Here is a 17,354-nt window from a genome sequence, read left to right on the forward strand (position 1 = left end):
CACCCTGATTGCCTTGCTCATTAGTTGACTACCCATGGTCTTTGATACTTCAGGAGTCTCATCCATCAACAGTCTCAATTTAAAACATTTATAGATAAACTATTACGGCTTCGGATTAATGCCCCAGCTCAACATGAGGGTTAAAAACACAAAAATGATCAAGAAAATATTCACGAGCAACCCTGCGAGCGCTACTTTTTTATCCACTTTCATAAACAGGCCGACAATAGCCAGGAATATTCCCGCAATTTCTTCAACAGGACTCAAAAGACCTGGAAAATCCGTATCAAACCAGATAGCAAAATTTATTAAAAGTAAGCCAATCATTCCCATTCCCAATGAAAAAGCGCCTGGTAAGCCTTTTAATGTTTTCCTATCTAGATTCACTGGCTCCCACTCTCCTTATTCCAATTCCAGAAATCAATACTTCCTATCCTGCAGCCTCTTATTTCCTCCAGTTCACGTAACTTTAATAATTCTTTTGAAGGACCGGTTGCAACGATTCCATATACCGCAATCCCATTTTTATCTAAGTAGTCGATTCTCTCCTCCAGAGCTAACGTCTTCGCTCTCGCTACGTCTGTAGCCAGTTCTTCATGCTGCTGGATAAATTTCAATTCTTGAAGAAACTGTTTTTCATTTGATTCATCTTTTGAAAAAGGATCGTTCGGACTGGACTGCATTCCTGCCGGGTAGCCGATCGGCGGTAAGTATACCCCTTCGTTATCTCCAGAAGGGTCTTTCATTTGTCCGTCTAGCCCTGTGTCTACTGCATACCATAAGAGCATAATGTCAAAATCGTTAAAAAGATCCTTTACCTCTTCCGGCTTATAAGTGTCCGTTAAAGAGAAGTAAACCTCCGACACAGTTCCTTCAGGAAGCTTCTCTAACTGATCCCATCCTTCGCGGGAATAAGGCATAAAAGCATCAGGATGAAAAAGCATCCGGTTTTCCAACAAAGGTATTTCCGGCTTTTTTTCCGTTATCATCCGTTTGTCCTGCTTCGTTAAGTTGTTGATCGTAAAAGTAGTATCATATTCTCCAATCCATTTTCTTTCTGCACCGACTGTTTTTAGTAGATCCATCTTGTAATCGATTGAAAAGAATGGATGGATAACGTTATCCACCTTATCCGGATCGATCAGGACGTTAGGCTCCGTGAGTGCAAACGTTGATATAACAACATCCCTATAATCATTTGCTTTATTTCCAAAAGAGTAATACATTAGTGTCGAAAGGAATGCAACCGGTGTGATCATCAGCAGGATCAATAATGTAATAACAATCGTACGCCATCTTGCCTGCCGTTTTCCTTTATTCAAGATTGATGTCTGTTTTGCTTCATTTAGAATAGAATCAAAGTTCACATCGTGCAGCTTGTTATCTTTCTTAGTCATTCTCGTTCCCCCTTTCTAGCTGGTCCCTGGCATTCTTTCTTCCCCTGAATAGTAACGTTTTGAAAGAATTCATCTTAACATTCATTATTTCTGCTCCCTCTTGATACGATAATGCATGGAAATCTCGTAATAATACCGCTTCTCTTTGTTTATAGGGAAGCATATGTATGACCTCTAAAATTTTGCTTAAGTTCTCCTGTTCAAGGACTGCTTGCTCCGGTGTTTCTTCTTCTATATTAGCAATTTCAAAAAAAGCCGTTTCTGTAGGGATGACCCTGCTGTGTTTTCTTAAATAATCAATAAAAGTATTTCTTGCAATTTTAAATAGCCAGGGCTTCACCCGCTGACTGTCATAATGGTCCAGGGCCACAAATGCTCGAATAAATGTTTCCTGCAAAATATCTTCTGCAAGGTGGGAGTCGTTATTTGCCATAGACAGCAGATAACGATAAATATCATTCATATGTAATTTAAAAACTTCCTCGATCGACTCCAACGTTCTCCCTCCCCCACATAAAAAGAACGAAATTGTCGGCAAAAAGTTTCAATTCTTTCAAAAAAAGATTGTGTTTTTAGCATTTCATCTATAACTGTGGGCCAGAACCAACATGTTCCTATTTTCGTTACAGCCAGTCCTCACTCAACAAAATTGCAAAAACACCCTACAAATAAGAGAGGTAAATTTGATTTTTTAATGGAGAAAATTTAACAGCCCTCCCGAAGCAAGAATAAATCTCTCTGAAACCCGATTAAATTTTCCTGAACCAAGAACAAATTAATCTGAAATAAGAATAATGGCCGATGAACCAAGAACAAGTTTCAACCAACAGGGAATAAGGCTCGGCGAAACGGGATTAAACGTTATTGAACCAAGAATAAAGTAAAAAATGTTCTTAGAGCAGCTAATAATTCCCAAAATTACGGGCAGATTATTATCGTTACAAAAGAAGTTACTTTTAGGAGGAATCGAGAATGAAATTAGCAGCACATGAGTTGCACGAACTTCATGAATTAACGATGAGCTGTGTAAATTCGATCACGAATATGGCTTACATGCTTGAGCATGTTCAGGACGCAGAGCTAAAAAGCCTTTTAGAGAGGCATTTTCCGTTCCATGTTCGTGACTATAACATGAAAGTGGAATTTTTGAACCAAATGGAAGGAGCTGCAAAAGAACTTCCTTTGTTTAAAGAAGAAGGAAGATTGACTGATTATACCATGTCTCCTGTCAGCCAGTATCCTCCAGTTCAACCTCGTACACAGGTTACGGAAATGAACGACCGTGAAATGGCTACTGCTTATTTATTAACGCTAAAGCGCGCTGGGCGTGAATATGCTTATTCTGCAATGGAAGCTGCCAATCCGGATTTGCGTTCGTTTCTCCAAACAGCTTTTATGATGAGCTGCGGCCATGCTTATGATATGTGGCAATACATGGTGGAAAAAGGATACTATCCGTTAGAACCCGCAGACCAGACGATGGTCGGCAAAATCGGAGCCACATACCAGGTTGTACCTGAAAACCAGGAGATGATACAGCAGGCACTTAATAAATACCAGGGACAAAATCCTGTCGCTGGGCAAAGCGACCAAATGTACCAATAAATGCATCAATAAGAAAGAAGCCAGTATGAACTAAACTGCTGGCTTCTATTCCCTCACCTTAAATTTCCATATTCAGTTATTATCAATTTGTATTTATCTTCCTCGCTTTTAGCAGTAAAAAAGATGGCCTGCGTTCTTCATTTACGATCTTCGGCATTTTCTCTAATCCTTCTGCTGTCGATTGAGGTTCAACCATTTTTTCTAACGCAAAACCGTTATCGATCAGTCCGTTTACAAGGGAAGAGACAGTGCGATGGTATTTGATGACACCATCGATTACCCAGTGCTGCTCACGTTTCCCTTCCTCCTGATAATGATCGAGCGCCCAGTGAAGTTTGTTTCCTTCCTTATCTTTAGCCCAGTTATTCATCTCTTTTCGTGCGGTTACAATCGGATGCTCCGTGGAGTAGATAAACTGGCCGTTATCCTTTAAAAGTTCGTTCACTTTTTTCACCAGGGATGTGTAATCTTTTATGTAATGAATGGCAAGAGAACTGACGACAAGGTCAAACTGGTTTCCCGATAAGTCCAGATCTTCAAAAGGGCTGCATAAATATGAAATCTTCTCATCCGGATTCTTTTCTTTTGCCAGATTGATCATGTTGCTTGATATGTCGATCCCTGTTACGTGGAAAGCATCGTGTTCAATGCAATATTTTGCAAAAGCCCCCGCTCCGCATCCAAGATCCAAAATGGACTTTCCTTTCAAAACAGGCAGTAATGCTTTTAATGCCGGTTGCTCGATAAAATCGTTAGCTGTAACTCCCGTATCACGCATATTCGTGTAATACTCAAAGAACTCCCTGTTGTCATAGATGTTTTGCTTCATCTTTTCACTCCTTACTGATCAAAGCTCATCCTGGACGATTTCTTCTCCTCTTCTTAAAACCTTATATGCCTTCGCTTCTTTCCTATCCTTCAACACTGCTATCTGTCCATCAACAAAAGAAACCGCACAATGGTCTGTTATCCCTATTCCTTCTTCATTTAGGCTGACCATCTTATTAAATGCATCTGCCCGGTCCTCGTAATTGAAATGCGTACAGCAGGATCCACTCACAAGCCCAAGTCCTTCAACCTGTATAAAGCCTTTTTCGCCTTCATAACTCAGGCCGCTATCGCACAGGTAATTTGCCCCTGCACTGAAACCGACAAACATCTGCGAACGTTTACTGGCTTGTCTGAGTAAGAAATCCAGACCATTTTGACGGCATGCTTCTGAAAGCTTCAACGTACTACCTCCGCCAAGATAAACAAGATCTGCAGAAGCAATTTTTTTTTCCGCGGACGTGGAATTCATTTCTTCAGAATAAATCACATCTGTTTTACAATTTAGCTTCTCTTCATATAACTTCCTGAAACGCTCATATGCGCCTTTTTCGTCTTCGCTTGCAAAAGGTATGTATAATGCATGAACCGTTTCTTTATTCACTAAAGACACAATTTCTTTTTCAAGATCCGGAGAGAAATCCCCACCGTTAACTCCCCCGCCAATCAAGACGACTCTTTTCATTTTTTCTCCTTTTCTTACCCCTGTTTTTTAACCCGAATGTAGTATTCGATACAAAAAGCCTTTTCCCTTTTCACATAACAAAATCCGCCATGGTAGACGGATTTTAAGGTTTTGACTATTCTTTATTTAGCTCGATTGAGACACCAGCTTTTTCTTCAGCTTCCTTCAATTCTCTACGAGTAGTTTTTAGAAGTTCGATTTCCTCCTGTTTCCCTTCGCACCCTGTAACATTATAAGACACATATGTAGGTGCAAAATCGTAGACAGCTATTCTCTCACACGAAACACTCTCCTTCGATGCTGCTCCTTCATACGTCAGGGTTTCATTATCGGATTTTAAATGATGGGTAATCGCATTGGGAGACACATTTATAATAATTTCTAAAGCTGCAGCCTTGCCTGCTCTCGTATCCTTTATAAAGGTAATAAAGTTTTCCAGCTTTTTATGCTCGCCATTCTCAAAAATAACCTGATCGGAAACTTCTTTGTTGTTCGAACAGCCGGCAACGACCAACAATATAAGGAACAATCGGAAGTATTTCATTCGATCCCTCCTTTAACTAACTCAAGTGATTCCGCTATATCCATAAGCTTTTTTCCAGTTAGCGTCCCGGTTATGGAGAAGGAGATGCCATCTTTCCAGAATGCAATTTCTGTTTGTCCGTTATTATTTTTCTCTACTAATACCCCTTTATTGCCATTGATTGAAATAGAGTGGAGCCCTTCTCCCCTGACTGTTCCTGACGGTTTGAATGACGGCTTTCCGGTTGGATCAGCTTGATAGATTTGAAAAAATTCTTCTCCATTTTCATAACGAATAATAGCAATCGTTTTAGAAGTATCGTTTGATTGGTTTAACAAAAATCCGTATGCTTCCTTTTGAATGAATCCTGCAGGAACAACTGCTGGCAGCTCTAAAGTAGTGATGTTTTCTTGAAGTGCCTTTAATCCAATGATCCGGCCGTCATTATCGCCTGCACTGTTCTCTACATTACTGGAAGTTTCTTTGCTACTTTCGAAATAGGGATAACTTAAAAGGAGGCCGTTAAAGAAAAGCAAAACACAAGCTGCTATTCCGATCACAAACTGGGGTTTGGAACGATAACTCTTTTTCAAGGCTGTCTTCTGATGCATTCTCTCAAATACTTTTCGTTTATGTTCCCCTGTAAAAGTTAATTGTTTATGAGTCCTTTTACCGTATATGTCTGGTAGCTCCTTTAACTTTTCTTCCATTTAAGATCCCTCCCCCGTCTCTAACTTCTTTTGTAATTTTTCGCGAGCCCGTGCAAGGCGCGAACGGACAGATACCGATTTGATTGCGAGAAGATCTCCTATTTGTTTAGTAGAGTATTCCATATAGTAATGAAGAATTATCACTTCCCGGTATTTCTGCGGCAAACTAAACACCGCCTGCATCAATTTTTCATTTTCCATTTGCTCGATCAGCTTTAACTCTGGTGTTTCTTTATGTTTTAAATATGGAAAGGTATCGATAACTCCTCTGGCAAAATATTTAAACCAACCGCTTCTTAAATAATCTCTACAAATATTGATTGCAATCTTACTTAACCAGGTTTCTATGGAGGCTTCTTGGCGATATTGATCGAGCTTTTCATAGCACTTAAGAAATACTTCCTGCGCGATATCCTCCGCTTTCCCCTGGTCTTTCACGTATATGTAAGCGAGCCGGACAATTTTGCTGCCGTATTCATCCAAAAGAATAGAGATCAGTTCATTTTTGCCCATCTCATCAAGAGCATTTGTATGTAATAAATAATCAATTCGTTGCAAGTTATCCATCTGTTCCCCCCCTCACTCCAATATATAGACGAATACGGTATCCAAAACAATGCAGGTAATTCTTAAAAAAATTAAAAAGAGCAGCCATAATGACTGCTCTTCTCATTTCTATATTAAACTCTTTTCGCTCCAAGATAGCGTGGTGCCCAGTAAGGGTTACTCAAGTCACTAATTGTAACTCCGTGAGATGAGCTGGCGTGAATAAATTTTCCGTCTCCAAGGTAGATACCAGCGTGTGAAGGACCTGCTTTGTATGTTTCAAAGAATACTAGATCTCCGACTGACGGGCTTGAAACTCTGCTTGTCGCGTCCCACATGGAAGCTACCGTCCTTGGAAGACTGATTCCGTTTTGCTTGAACGCGTACTGCAAGAATCCGCTGCAGTCAAATCCTGATGGTGAAGTTCCTCCCCATACGTATGGTACGCCCATATAGCGTTTAGCTGTTTCGATCACGCTTGACATCGAGGTTGATGCCGCTTTAACAGATGTTGTTGGAGCTGATTGTGTGACAGATGCTGTTGTTGAACCGTTTAGTGCCGCAAATGTTTGCTGTCCAGCGATTCCGTCTACAGCGATCCCTGCATCGCTCTGGAAGCTTCGTACCGCACTTGCAGTAACCGGTCCATATACTCCGTCAACTGAATAATTGTAATAACCTTTTTCACTTAATGCAGACTGAAGGCTTGATACTGCTTGTCCGCGTGACCCCTGTCTTAAAGTTCCGCTGTTGGAAACGTTTGAGCTAGTTGCTGTTTGAACAGAAGATCCTCCAAGTGCCGCTACTGTTTGCGGTCCAACGATTCCGTCGACTGTAAGGCCAGCAGCGCTTTGAAATTCTTTCACTCCTGCTTCTGTAATATCTCCAAAGTATCCTGTTGCTGTATGGTAATCAAAATATCCTTTTTCACTTAGAACATTTTGCAATTCTGTAACGTCACTATGATTCATTCCGTTTGTTAATGTTTGATCTCCTAATGCAGCTTCTCCTGCTGTTGGTGCCATGAATAACGCACCTGCTAAAGTTGTTGTTACTACTATTTTCTTAAACATGTTGTTATTCCCCCATAAAATGATTTCTAAACTATTTCTTTCAACGCTTGCTATATTACAGGATAAATGTAACAGGACTATATTAAACAAATTACAAAGATTTAACAAAATTAGATACCTTTTTACTATATGAGTCCTAATAATTCGACACGAACCACAACAAAGCCCGCCATATCAACAAAAAAGAAGAAGAACTCAACTATGTCCTTCTTCATAATTTTTCTTAATCTATTATTTTTTTTAGGTAAAATTTTTAAACAAATACACTAAAATTTTAAACAAGTTGAGCTGAAGTTACATCTTCAAGCTTTCCGTTTTTATAGAAACAATGGTAATCCATATCTTCTGCACCATTTAAAAGGTCCTGCAAAAAAGACGGGATATTGCTGACGATACCCATGTTGTTCGGATCAAAAATCCACTCGATATCTTTCCAATCCAGAATTCCTTCTTCTATAACGAGCGGTGTTTCCAGTGTTTTGCAATCTGATAAATCAACAATATAAACGTACATCCCGTTACGATCTTCTTCGTCTACTGTCCATCTGACTGTAGCTTTGTATTTAGATCTCCCTATCGTCAGCCCTGTTTCCTCTTTCACTTCTCTTACGATGCTTTCATCCGGTGTTTCCCCTGGTTCGATTTTGCCCCCCACACCATTCCATAAGCCCATGTTAGGCTTTTTGTTTCGATTCAATAGCAGAATCCGATTCCCTTGCTTAATAAAACAAATTGTAAATTTAAACATTCAATTCCCCTCCAGTTGTCTCTCTACTAGTTCCATTACATAGCCTGAATTTCCTTCCTCCGGACAATGTTCCTTTGTCAATCTCCTGCATAGGCTATTTATGGTTATTTGTAAGAAAGGAGAATGAACATGAAATATCATTCTGCAGACAAACTCGTTCAAAAAGCAGCAAAATACGATTTGTTGGCAAGCTATTATAAATATATCGACCCAGCAAAACATATTCATTATTATCAAAAACACTTTTACTGCATGCAGCAGTTGATGACCGGAGGCTACTACAGACCTGCAGCCTACAATGCGATGGTTCGGGTATTCCATGCTTCACCTGATGCTCCAGCAGTTGATGTGTATATCAACGGACAAAGGGCGATACGGGATCTTACCTTTAAGGAAAAAAGCGACTATTTTTCGTTTCAGGAAGGAAGCTATCAGATCCAGATTTATCCGGCAGGTAATACAAACCAGCCTGTGTTGACTGAAACGATAAGCGTTGAAGCCGGAAAGATGTATACAGTTGCCGCCGCCGGGAAGCTGGAAGAACTTAAGCTTATTACCGCTTTTGATACAGAGAGTGTCCCTCGGAATAAGACAAAGGTTCGCTTCTGGCACCTCTCCCCAGATGCTCCAGCAGTCGATGTTGCAGTAAGAGGCGGAGAAGTATTATTCCGCAATGTACCGTTTGGAAAAGCAACCCGCTATTTAAAATTAGATCCGACAACAGTTGATCTAGAAGTCCGCATCGCCGGTACCGAAACCGTAGTTCTGACTATTCCTAATGTAAGGCTTAAAGCTAACAAAGCATATACAGCGGTAGCAGTTGGATTAGCTAAAGGAACACCAGAGCTTCAAGCGATGTTCTTGAAACCATAAACGAGTTAAGAAAAACAAGGTTTCTGCCAGGAATTGAAAAAGAAAAGTTTACTCTGCCCATTCTTCGTTAATGGGGAGAGTTTTTTTTATTTAGGTGGCTTTCTCGCTCCTAAGTTCTGTAAATTTAATAAATCTTCTTGAAGCTCCGGTGAAATTCTCTGAACCTCCTATAAAACTCCCCGAACCTCTTATAAATCTCTCCGAACCTCTGATACCCCCTCTCTGAACCTCCAGGATATCCAAAAAATCTTCCTTTTATCGAACTAGTAAAGTTACTATTAACAAACCACTCCTATCTTCCATAAATTACATGGTTAGTTAGCCAGCAACAGGGGAAACAAAGTACTGTTGAAAAAATAACAGAAAGGATAAGGATACTATGGCAAGTGACTTGCAACTAATCGCACAGGAACTACATGCCAGAAAAGAACAGATCGCCCGAAATATCACCAGCTCTTCAGCTTACAATGGTGACCATATTAATGAGGAAACAACAGAGGACCTTATCCAGGCAAGAAGTAAAGCAATTGAAGTATTGGCAGATTCCCTTACGGAAGGAGTGGAGGAAGCAAAAAGGAGAATGGAAGATTGGGCTGAAAATTTCACCAAAAAAACCGTGGATCTAGAAATGATAATTGAAAAAACGATGCAAAATACGAGCGGTTATCGAAAGGAAATATGGAATCAGCTGAAGGAGATCTCCTCAGAGTATAGTCTTTCGCAGGACATGGTTTTTGAGGCTGCAATAAGGATAGACGACACTCTCGATAAAGGCCTACATACAATGTGTATGGCTTCAGCTACCCACCACTCTTCCGTTTTAAAAGAAGTACAATCTGCTTTCATGGAACTTTCAGCGCCCATTGTGCCGATAACAAACGATGTGGCTGTACTTCCATTGATAGGTGATATCGACACCCATCGCGCCCAGGTGATTATGGAGAAAACATTGGAAAAAGCAACTAACTTAAAATTAAACCATCTCTTCATTGACCTGTCGGGTGTGCAAATCGTCGATACGATGGTAGCAAAGGAAATCGAGCAGGTTGCTACTTCCCTGGATCTTATCGGGGTAAAAACGACTCTGACCGGCCTGAGACCTCAGATCGCCCAGACCATGGTCAATCTCGGAATCGAACTTCGCAACCTCGATACTCGGGCCAGCCTTCATCAGGCAATTAAAGAAAAAGAGCTGTGCTAGAGAAATTTTTCTCTACACAGCTTTTTTCATTATTATAAACTCTATAGCCTTTCAAGGTTTTCTCTAGTGCGTTCATTTTTTATATTACCAGTGTTCAGGGTTGTCTTTGGCTCGATCAGAATAACATGTGCTTCTTCTTCCGCCACCGGTTTGTGTTCCACCCCTTTTGGCACTATAAGAAACTCCCCTTCTTTTAGTAAAACATCCTCAGAATCCTTAAATTTGAGAAGAAGTTCCCCTTTTACTACATAAAACATTTCATCTTCCTGTTCATGATGGTGCCAGTCAAACTCCCCTTTAAGCTTGGCCAGCTTTATATGAGAATCGTTCACTTCTCCTGCAATTCTCGGATTCCAATGATCATTAAAAAGGGAAAACTTTTCTTTCACATTTACTTTTTCCATATCGATCGCACCTTTCATGTATATGCTATCTTTCATTTTACAGCAGTATAGGATACCAGCTAAAACGCTTTATAATAAGAAACTTTAAATGCCATAAGAAAAAAGGGCGGCATTTAAGTGTCTGTTCGTTGTCGATTGATAATATGTCGTTTGCACGGACAAACAAGTAATGATCAAAGTATTTAATACAACTTTTTGATCTTCACTGCTTAACATCGTAAGGTTTTGAATAAATTTTTCAGATTCAGCTTTAATGAAATTTTCGATCTGATTGTTTAAAGGATGATTGCCATCATTTATTTTGATAATAGTATGGTGGATCTTTTCAAAAATGGCGGCATAGCCATTATACAAAATGATCGGATCAATGATATCGTCCGAACGGTCAGCCGGATTTCTGAAAATCATAGTTAAGATTTTACTGATGGAATGAAAATCAAGGGAAGACTTCAAATCTTCTACAATAAACAGTATTGTAGATTGTTCAAGTGTATACTTTTTCCCTAACTGCGGAGAACCTATCAATGCTTTCACATCGCGCTTCACCCAATTTTGCACGGCACTTGAAGATAAATGTGTATATTCAATCTGGTTCCCTAAAGCAACGATTTCATTTATAGAAAACCCGACCTTTTTTCTATCTACTTTTATTAACTTCTGGAAGATAGATGGCATTTCAGTACCAATTAAAGCAGTTAATGCTTTATTCTTATCCAATTCTTCCTGGTGTGAACTTGCCCATGCTTCTTGTAAAACATTTAATGGTGACTTCTTAATATCTCCTCTTAGAGCTAAAAGAAGTTCAGCCAGATGCTTCCTTGATAGTTGGAATGTTTCCAACTTGATCAACCCCTACTAATAATTACTCTATTTCTTTTATCCTAATTGTTCCTTATAAAATCGTCAATTATTGTTCGAGGTGTATGCGATTGTTTACTGAAAAAAACGTTGTCTTATTCTAATCAACGTTATATAATATGGTCATAACATAAGTTCATTTGAACTCAAAAAGGGTGAATTGAAAATTATGGGTAAACGGATTTTCTTTTTTCTGCTAACAAACGTTTTAGTGTTAGTAACAATCAGTATTGTTCTCAGGGTTTTTGGAGTAGGAAATTATATTAATCAAGCTGGCGGAATTGACTTTGGAACATTGTTAGTATTTAGTGCCATCGTCGGATTCAGTGGTTCATTTATCTCTCTCGCTATGTCAAGATGGATAGCAAAAAAGATGATGAATGTACGCATTATAGATCAAAACAGCTCTTCTTCCAGAGAAAGAGAGATTGTTGAGAAGGTTCATCGGCTTTCCCGAGCAGCTGGCTTAGTTCATATGCCTGAAGTTGGAATATATGATTCACCTGAAGTGAACGCCTTTGCAACAGGACCTTCTAAGAAGCGTTCTTTAGTCGCTGTTTCGGCAGGCTTACTGCATGAGATGGATGATGATGCCATTGAAGGGGTTATCGCACACGAAGTTGCTCATATTGCGAATGGAGATATGGTAACGATGACACTACTTCAAGGGGTTGTGAATACGTTTGTTGTATTCCTTGCCAGAATTGCAGCATGGGCTGTTTCAAGGTTTGTCAGAGAAGACATTGCACCGATCGTCCATTTTGTTGCTGTACTCGTTTTCCAAATTGCATTTTCGATACTGGGCAGTATTGTAGTATTCGCATATTCACGTTATCGTGAGTTTCATGCTGATCGCGGAGCAGCAGATTTAGCCGGAAAAGATAAAATGATCCATGCGCTACGTTCCTTAAAAGCATATACAAATCGCATAAGTGAAGAAAATGATACGGCTATTTCTACATTGAAAATTAACAATAAGAAGAAGAGCATGCTTTTCTCTACACATCCTGACTTAGATGATAGAATTAGTCGATTAGAAATGAAATAAGCAACAGCAAAAAAGCCTGTAACCATTAATAATCATGGTTTACAGGCTTTTTGTTATTAATTATAGGCAGGCTCTTTTTTGTTTAGCCCAAGTGTTTCCGCTGTTGAATTATGAATCTCAAAGTAAAGATCCGGGTTATCCGCTAGGGACATTCCAAAAGAAGGAATCATTTCTTTTATTTTTGATTCCCACTTAAACATATGTTCAGGGAAACATTTCTCTAGTACCTCAAGCATGACGTGAACCGCTGTCGAAGCACCCGGGGAAGCTCCTAGCAACGCTGCGATCGAACCGTCGGAGGAACTAACTACCTCCGTACCAAATTGAAGCGTTCCTTTACCGCCAGCTTCGGTATCTTTGATAACTTGTACACGTTGGCCCGCTACTACTAAATCCCAATCCTCGCTTTTAGCGTTCGGGATAAATTCACGTAACTCTTCCATGCGCTGTTCTTTGGATAACATTACTTGCTGAACAAGGTATTTTGTTAATGACATCTCTTTTGCGCCAGCAGCAAGCATCGTTAAAACATTATTAGGTTTCACGGATGTTACTAAATCAAGCATGGAACCAGTTTTTAAAAATTTTGGCGAGAAGCCGGCAAACGGCCCAAACAGTAAGGATTGTTTATTGTCGATAAACCTTGTATCCAGATGCGGAACAGACATTGGCGGAGCGCCGACCTTAGCTTTTCCGTACACTTTTGCATGGTGCTGCTCTATAACTTCCGGATTGTTACAAACCATAAACAGTCCGCTTACCGGGAATCCACCGATATGCTTTGATTCAGGGATGCCGGTTTTTTGTAATAGATGCAGACTTCCGCCACCGCCACCGATAAACACGAATTTTGCAGTATGATACTCCAGGTTATCGTTATCGATATCCTTCACTTTCACTTCCCACGAACCGTCCTCAGTCCGATTGATATCTTCCACACTATGCTTATAGTTTACTTCGACATTTTCGCTTTGTAAGTGGTCGAACATCAGGCGAGTTAAAGCGCCAAAGTTTACATCCGTACCAGAGTCAATTTTTGTTGCCGCTATCGGTTCATCCGACGTACGGCCATTCATGATAAGCGGAATCCATTCCTTTAGCTTTTCTAGATCTTCAGAATATTCCATTCCCTGGAACAATGGTAAGTCGGTAAGCGCTTCAAACCGTTTTTTCAAAAAGGTAACGTTTTGTTCCCCTTGTACTAAACTCATATGAGGCAATGGCCTGATAAAGTCCTGCGGATTACGAATGAGTTTGCTGTCTACAAGATAAGACCAGAACTGTCTTGATTCCTGGAACTGTTCGTTGATTTTTATCGCTTTGCTAACATCGATAGATCCGTCAGGTTTCTCGGATGTATAATTTAACTCACATAATGCCGCATGGCCCGTACCTGCATTATTCCATTCGTTTGAGCTTTCTTCTCCGGCCTTGTCAAGTTTCTCAAAAACTTTGATTTCCCATTCAGGTGCTAACTCTTTCAGTAACGATCCCAAAGTCGCGCTCATAACTCCGGCACCAATTAAGATAACGTCTGTTTTATTCTGTACGTTGCTCATGATAACCTTCCTTATCTAATAGATTTCCCAAAAAGAGTAGGCGCTCCTGCTACGAAGTTACAAAAAGCAAGGCGTCACCCGGGAACACACCTTTATAGCTCATATATAATTACATCATTATCTATTAAAAATTTGATCAATTAATATATCTACTATTCTCTTATAATTATACACCATTTAAGGCTATCAAAAAAGTGAGAAGTCTACCCAATCGGTTTAAGGACAATATTAAAAAAAGCATCAACACAGTTTTTTTATTACCGAACGATCAGCTAAACTTCTCGAACTTAAAATTTGGATCCGTTAACGAATTGGACTTTTGATTCCAGGAATATAAAGTTTAATAATCCATCTACAGTCCCAATGTATTTTTCAACCTCTTCCAGATGATAAAATGTACTGGTTGTTTCTATGTTATCTATTTCTTTGTTTGGTGAGTAAAGATAAATTTTCTTGCCAGTCCCAAGAGCAATCCCCAATTCGATATGGCTTCCTTTTCCTGCTGGCAATAAAACTACTACAAAATCCGCTTCTAATATAGCTTCTTTCTCCAATCGGCCTATCGCCTGCAGTTCTTCAAGTGATGTAACATTTTCATTAATAGTCCAATCATAGGTTTGGATAAATCCTTTTTCCTGCAATTTTCTATTAACATATCTTACATTGTCTATATTTTTAAAACTAGATGCAATATAAAATTTTATGTTTTTTTCCTGCGACAATATTTTCCACCTCCTGGTATTCTTCTTTATAAAACAGGACCATCTCATATATCGGAGATGGTCCATGATGTTTAATCCATTTTTTCGTTTAACAGATTTAGTTTTCCTAACAGTCTAATAAACAGGCTTAACAGGATAGCAATAACCGTGGCGAGTGCCATTCCTTTTAAGTTCACTGCGCCCCAAACGAAATTTGCACCGCTCAAGCCGATCACGAGGACGATTGTTGTTAGTACAAGATTGAACGGCTTGGAATAATCGATTTTGGAATCGACTAGAATCCGGATACCTGATGAAGCGATTACCCCGAACAATAATAACGAAACGCCGCCCATTACTGGTGCAGGAATCGTAGAAATCATCGCTGCAAGCTTTCCTGAAAAGGATAAGATGATCGACAGTACAGCAGCTCCTCCAATCACCCAGGTGGAGTATACTTTGCTGATCGCCATAACCCCGATGTTCTCGCCGTAAGTTGTGTTTGGTGTGGAACCAACAAAACCAGAAATTACGGTAGATACACCGTTACCTAAAAGAGACCTGGACAGGCCGGGATGTTTCGTTAAGTCTCGTCCAACAATGTTTTCTGTTACAAGCAAGTGGCCGATATGCTCTGCAATAACGACAAGGGCAGCAGGAGCAATAATCGCTATACTTGCCCAATCAAATTTTGGAGTGTAGAAGGTAGGAATCGCAAACCATTTTGCACTTTCGACCGAGCTCCAGTCCACCATACCGGTTAAGGCAGCAATGATGTAACCTGCAACAACGCCAAACAAAATCGGTATGATACGTAAAAAACCTCGAAAAACAACCGTGCCGAGAACAACGATCAACAATGTTGCCATTGAAACAAAAATAGCTTTTGTATCATACGTCCAGTCCGGACCAGCGTCTGCTGGCTTCAAAATTCCAGCCATTTCAGCGGCAACCGGAACTAACTCAAGCCCGATAACAGCAACGATCGCTCCCATCGCGGCCGGTGGAAAAACGACATCGATCCATCTGGTTCCGGCAAAATGTACAATCACTGAGACAATAATAAAGATAAGCCCAACGATAATAAATCCGCCAAGAGCATGCTGGTAGCTTTTTGATGCCATAACCACAAACACCGGAGACAAGAAGGCAAAGCTGGATCCTAAATATGCAGGTATCTGCCATTTACAGAGCATTAAATAAATTAACGTTCCGACTCCGTTCATGAGCAAGATCGTGGCCGGATTGATGTCAAACAGAATCGGTACTAGAACATTTGCTCCAAACATCGCAAACAGATGCTGTAGACTTAATGGAATACTTTCAGCAAAGGATGGTCTTTCTTCAACTTGAATAACACGCTGTTGCATTTCACTTCTCCTTCTTTTATATGTATTTTACAAAAACAAGTTAACTTTTAAAAAAGCCAGCTATCATTAGTATTCTTAGTGACAGCAGCTAAATATACATCCTTAAAAGTGTACTAAATTTAAGTTGATAAATCTAGACCAAAATTCCCAATATGCTGAATGTTCTTTTAGAACGTAAGAAGGGGTTGACTCAAAAACAAAGTGTCAGGCACCTCCAACACGTTATCCAGAAAACTTATACCAATGTTTATCTGGATTGTGTGCTAAACGGAGGGAGCCAGACACTTATGAGTCAACCCCTATCAAGTCGCGTTATTTTTAAGTTTGTCTGACCAAAAAACAAAATCTTCTTTATCATTTCGATCAAGTGCCTGATTTATCTGCTCTTTTATATAATCAATGTGTACTTTGCTGATGCTGCGGTTAAATTCAAACTCATCAAGATTTATTTCCGGAAAAAAAGGATTAAAGGTCATGCTGAGCTGATGCCCTGATTTTGGATTAACAACACGGCATTCAGATATGCCTACTCTGCTTACAAATTGCAGCAGGCTGACTCGCTTACATTCCCCTTTGATATGAGATTGCAGATGATTATATGTTTCACATTCTTCATTCAAGCAAATAAACACATGAACTTTCCCGCATTCTTTAATCCCCAGGGGTTCTAAGATTTGTTTACATTTATGACATTGCTTCATTTTCCAATTCCCCTTTTCCTTTTGTGAAATTTATTTTAGATTGTTTTCGACAAAAGTCCATAGGTTCTTCTAAAAATAGTAAAAACTTACTTTTGGTTAACCATATGCTATATGGAGGAAAATTATGTAATCAACACTACATTCGAAAATAAATAGGTAAAAGAAGTATATAATCCTTAAATATGGTAAAACTAATTAAGCAAGATTAAATAACTGTGTATTTTTCACATGCTAGGAGGCAACAAAATGGCACAAGGTAAAGTAAAATGGTTCAACAGTGAAAAAGGCTTTGGATTTATCGAGCGTGAAGGTGGAGATGATGTTTTCGTACATTTTTCCGCTATTAACGGCGATGGTTTCAAGTCTTTAGACGAAGGTCAGGATGTCGAGTTCGATATCGAAGATGGCCAACGTGGACCACAGGCCGCAAACGTACAAAAACTATAATACGTTTACCATAAGCAGACTCGGGTTTCCGGGTCTGTTTTTTCGTTTTACATGAACATGGAAGACGATAAAGCGAT

General features: G+C 39.6%; 21 protein-coding genes. 5 read left to right on the plus strand and 16 right to left on the minus strand.

The window, feature by feature from the left end:
* Window positions 1–102: 102 nt before the first annotated feature.
* Genes FCL54_RS11505 through FCL54_RS11515 form a run of 3 tightly spaced genes read right to left on the minus strand, consistent with a single transcriptional unit; the run spans window position 103 to window position 1,893 of the window.
* Window positions 103–387 carry a hypothetical protein gene (locus FCL54_RS11505; RefSeq protein WP_138126536.1) on the minus strand — a complete coding sequence of 95 codons (285 nt, stop codon included), beginning with the start codon at window positions 385–387 and terminating at the stop codon, window positions 103–105.
* Window positions 384–1,397 carry an anti-sigma factor gene (locus FCL54_RS11510; protein ID WP_138126538.1) on the minus strand — a complete coding sequence of 338 codons (1,014 nt, stop codon included), beginning with the start codon at window positions 1,395–1,397 and terminating at the stop codon, window positions 384–386. Before FCL54_RS11510 ends, FCL54_RS11505 begins: the two co-directional genes overlap by 4 nt.
* Entirely contained in the window at window positions 1,390–1,893 is a 504-nt protein-coding gene (locus FCL54_RS11515) for a sigma-70 family RNA polymerase sigma factor (RefSeq protein ID WP_138126539.1), read from the minus strand. Before FCL54_RS11515 ends, FCL54_RS11510 begins: the two co-directional genes overlap by 8 nt.
* A 476-nt stretch (window positions 1,894–2,369) precedes the next feature.
* Here FCL54_RS11515 and FCL54_RS11520 point away from each other — a divergent pair, with 476 nt between their 5' ends.
* Window positions 2,370–3,002 (plus strand): spore coat protein, encoded by a 633-nt coding sequence (locus FCL54_RS11520; RefSeq protein WP_138126541.1) that lies wholly within the window; start codon window positions 2,370–2,372, stop codon window positions 3,000–3,002.
* An 82-nt stretch (window positions 3,003–3,084) separates the two neighbouring features.
* Here FCL54_RS11520 and FCL54_RS11525 read toward each other — a convergent pair whose 3' ends face one another.
* The 7 genes from FCL54_RS11525 to FCL54_RS11555 all read right to left on the minus strand — a co-directional run bounded on the left by FCL54_RS11525 (window position 3,085) and on the right by FCL54_RS11555 (window position 8,115).
* Complete coding sequence (locus FCL54_RS11525; protein WP_138126543.1) at window positions 3,085–3,831, minus strand: class I SAM-dependent methyltransferase; 747 nt, start codon at window positions 3,829–3,831, stop codon at window positions 3,085–3,087.
* 18 nt (window positions 3,832–3,849) lie between these two features.
* Window positions 3,850–4,515, minus strand: coding sequence for a Type 1 glutamine amidotransferase-like domain-containing protein (locus tag FCL54_RS11530; protein WP_138126545.1), 666 nt, complete (start codon window positions 4,513–4,515; stop codon window positions 3,850–3,852).
* A gap of 115 nt (window positions 4,516–4,630) precedes the next feature.
* Window positions 4,631–5,059, minus strand: a complete 429-nt coding sequence (locus FCL54_RS11535; protein ID WP_138126547.1) for a hypothetical protein — start codon at window positions 5,057–5,059, stop codon at window positions 4,631–4,633.
* Entirely contained in the window at window positions 5,056–5,748 is a 693-nt protein-coding gene (locus FCL54_RS11540) for a DUF4367 domain-containing protein (RefSeq protein ID WP_138126549.1), read from the minus strand. Before FCL54_RS11540 ends, FCL54_RS11535 begins: the two co-directional genes overlap by 4 nt.
* The gene (locus tag FCL54_RS11545) at window positions 5,749–6,315 is read right to left on the minus strand and encodes a sigma-70 family RNA polymerase sigma factor (protein WP_138126551.1); all 567 of its coding nucleotides are present in this window, start codon (window positions 6,313–6,315) and stop codon (window positions 5,749–5,751) included.
* 113 nt (window positions 6,316–6,428) lie between these two features.
* Window positions 6,429–7,367 (minus strand): C40 family peptidase, encoded by a 939-nt coding sequence (locus FCL54_RS11550; RefSeq protein WP_138126553.1) that lies wholly within the window; start codon window positions 7,365–7,367, stop codon window positions 6,429–6,431.
* Window positions 7,368–7,641: 274 nt separating this feature from the next.
* Complete coding sequence (locus FCL54_RS11555) at window positions 7,642–8,115, minus strand: NUDIX hydrolase (protein WP_138126555.1); 474 nt, start codon at window positions 8,113–8,115, stop codon at window positions 7,642–7,644.
* Between the two features lie 129 nt (window positions 8,116–8,244).
* Here FCL54_RS11555 and FCL54_RS11560 point away from each other — a divergent pair, with 129 nt between their 5' ends.
* Window positions 8,245–8,988, plus strand: coding sequence for a DUF4397 domain-containing protein (locus FCL54_RS11560; protein WP_138126557.1), 744 nt, complete (start codon window positions 8,245–8,247; stop codon window positions 8,986–8,988).
* A gap of 379 nt (window positions 8,989–9,367) precedes the next feature.
* Window positions 9,368–10,189 (plus strand): STAS domain-containing protein, encoded by an 822-nt coding sequence (locus FCL54_RS11565; protein WP_138126559.1) that lies wholly within the window; start codon window positions 9,368–9,370, stop codon window positions 10,187–10,189.
* A 41-nt stretch (window positions 10,190–10,230) separates the two neighbouring features.
* On the opposite strand, the gene FCL54_RS11570 is transcribed toward FCL54_RS11565, so the two are convergent.
* Complete coding sequence (locus FCL54_RS11570; RefSeq protein ID WP_138126856.1) at window positions 10,231–10,593, minus strand: cupin domain-containing protein; 363 nt, start codon at window positions 10,591–10,593, stop codon at window positions 10,231–10,233.
* 84 nt (window positions 10,594–10,677) lie between these two features.
* Entirely contained in the window at window positions 10,678–11,433 is a 756-nt protein-coding gene (locus tag FCL54_RS11575; RefSeq protein WP_138126562.1) for a DUF1836 domain-containing protein, read from the minus strand.
* 187 nt (window positions 11,434–11,620) lie between these two features.
* Between FCL54_RS11575 and htpX the strand changes: the two genes are divergently transcribed.
* Window positions 11,621–12,499: a protease HtpX gene (gene htpX, locus FCL54_RS11580; protein ID WP_138126564.1), complete on the plus strand. Its 879-nt coding sequence runs from the start codon at window positions 11,621–11,623 to the stop codon at window positions 12,497–12,499.
* A gap of 56 nt (window positions 12,500–12,555) precedes the next feature.
* On the opposite strand, the gene FCL54_RS11585 is transcribed toward htpX, so the two are convergent.
* The 4 genes from FCL54_RS11585 to FCL54_RS11600 all read right to left on the minus strand — a co-directional run bounded on the left by FCL54_RS11585 (window position 12,556) and on the right by FCL54_RS11600 (window position 16,830).
* The gene (locus FCL54_RS11585) at window positions 12,556–14,058 is read right to left on the minus strand and encodes a malate:quinone oxidoreductase (protein WP_138126566.1); all 1,503 of its coding nucleotides are present in this window, start codon (window positions 14,056–14,058) and stop codon (window positions 12,556–12,558) included.
* 287 nt (window positions 14,059–14,345) lie between these two features.
* On the minus strand, window positions 14,346–14,780 hold the full coding sequence (locus FCL54_RS11590) for a nucleoside 2-deoxyribosyltransferase (protein WP_246055221.1): 435 nt from the start codon (window positions 14,778–14,780) through the stop codon (window positions 14,346–14,348).
* 71 nt (window positions 14,781–14,851) lie between these two features.
* Entirely contained in the window at window positions 14,852–16,129 is a 1,278-nt protein-coding gene (gene uraA / locus FCL54_RS11595; RefSeq protein WP_138126568.1) for a uracil permease, read from the minus strand.
* Window positions 16,130–16,431: 302 nt separating this feature from the next.
* Complete coding sequence (locus FCL54_RS11600; protein WP_138126570.1) at window positions 16,432–16,830, minus strand: IDEAL domain-containing protein; 399 nt, start codon at window positions 16,828–16,830, stop codon at window positions 16,432–16,434.
* Between the two features lie 246 nt (window positions 16,831–17,076).
* Here FCL54_RS11600 and FCL54_RS11605 point away from each other — a divergent pair, with 246 nt between their 5' ends.
* Window positions 17,077–17,277, plus strand: coding sequence for a cold-shock protein (locus tag FCL54_RS11605; protein ID WP_138126572.1), 201 nt, complete (start codon window positions 17,077–17,079; stop codon window positions 17,275–17,277).
* Window positions 17,278–17,354 lie beyond the last annotated feature (77 nt).

It is taken from the genome of Exobacillus caeni, assembly GCF_005747095.1.
Classification (GTDB): domain Bacteria; phylum Bacillota; class Bacilli; order Bacillales; family Guptibacillaceae; genus Exobacillus; species Exobacillus caeni.

What these genes read in the sequence shown, in the direction of transcription:
- FCL54_RS11600 (WP_138126570.1), bottom strand. Translation starts at nt 16,830, where the DNA reads ATGAAGCAATGTCATAAATGTAAACAAATCTTAGAACCCCTGGGGATT.
- FCL54_RS11605 (WP_138126572.1), top strand. Translation starts at nt 17,077, where the DNA reads ATGGCACAAGGTAAAGTAAAATGGTTCAACAGTGAAAAAGGCTTTGGA.
- FCL54_RS11565 (WP_138126559.1), top strand. Translation starts at nt 9,368, where the DNA reads ATGGCAAGTGACTTGCAACTAATCGCACAGGAACTACATGCCAGAAAA.
- FCL54_RS11540 (WP_138126549.1), bottom strand. Translation starts at nt 5,748, where the DNA reads ATGGAAGAAAAGTTAAAGGAGCTACCAGACATATACGGTAAAAGGACT.
- FCL54_RS11545 (WP_138126551.1), bottom strand. Translation starts at nt 6,315, where the DNA reads ATGGATAACTTGCAACGAATTGATTATTTATTACATACAAATGCTCTT.
- FCL54_RS11555 (WP_138126555.1), bottom strand. Translation starts at nt 8,115, where the DNA reads ATGTTTAAATTTACAATTTGTTTTATTAAGCAAGGGAATCGGATTCTG.
- htpX (WP_138126564.1), top strand. Translation starts at nt 11,621, where the DNA reads ATGGGTAAACGGATTTTCTTTTTTCTGCTAACAAACGTTTTAGTGTTA.
- FCL54_RS11570 (WP_138126856.1), bottom strand. Translation starts at nt 10,593, where the DNA reads ATGGAAAAAGTAAATGTGAAAGAAAAGTTTTCCCTTTTTAATGATCAT.
- FCL54_RS11530 (WP_138126545.1), bottom strand. Translation starts at nt 4,515, where the DNA reads ATGAAAAGAGTCGTCTTGATTGGCGGGGGAGTTAACGGTGGGGATTTC.
- FCL54_RS11550 (WP_138126553.1), bottom strand. Translation starts at nt 7,367, where the DNA reads ATGTTTAAGAAAATAGTAGTAACAACAACTTTAGCAGGTGCGTTATTC.
- FCL54_RS11535 (WP_138126547.1), bottom strand. Translation starts at nt 5,059, where the DNA reads ATGAAATACTTCCGATTGTTCCTTATATTGTTGGTCGTTGCCGGCTGT.
- FCL54_RS11560 (WP_138126557.1), top strand. Translation starts at nt 8,245, where the DNA reads ATGAAATATCATTCTGCAGACAAACTCGTTCAAAAAGCAGCAAAATAC.
- FCL54_RS11585 (WP_138126566.1), bottom strand. Translation starts at nt 14,058, where the DNA reads ATGAGCAACGTACAGAATAAAACAGACGTTATCTTAATTGGTGCCGGA.
- FCL54_RS11520 (WP_138126541.1), top strand. Translation starts at nt 2,370, where the DNA reads ATGAAATTAGCAGCACATGAGTTGCACGAACTTCATGAATTAACGATG.
- uraA (WP_138126568.1), bottom strand. Translation starts at nt 16,129, where the DNA reads ATGCAACAGCGTGTTATTCAAGTTGAAGAAAGACCATCCTTTGCTGAA.
- FCL54_RS11525 (WP_138126543.1), bottom strand. Translation starts at nt 3,831, where the DNA reads ATGAAGCAAAACATCTATGACAACAGGGAGTTCTTTGAGTATTACACG.
- FCL54_RS11510 (WP_138126538.1), bottom strand. Translation starts at nt 1,397, where the DNA reads ATGACTAAGAAAGATAACAAGCTGCACGATGTGAACTTTGATTCTATT.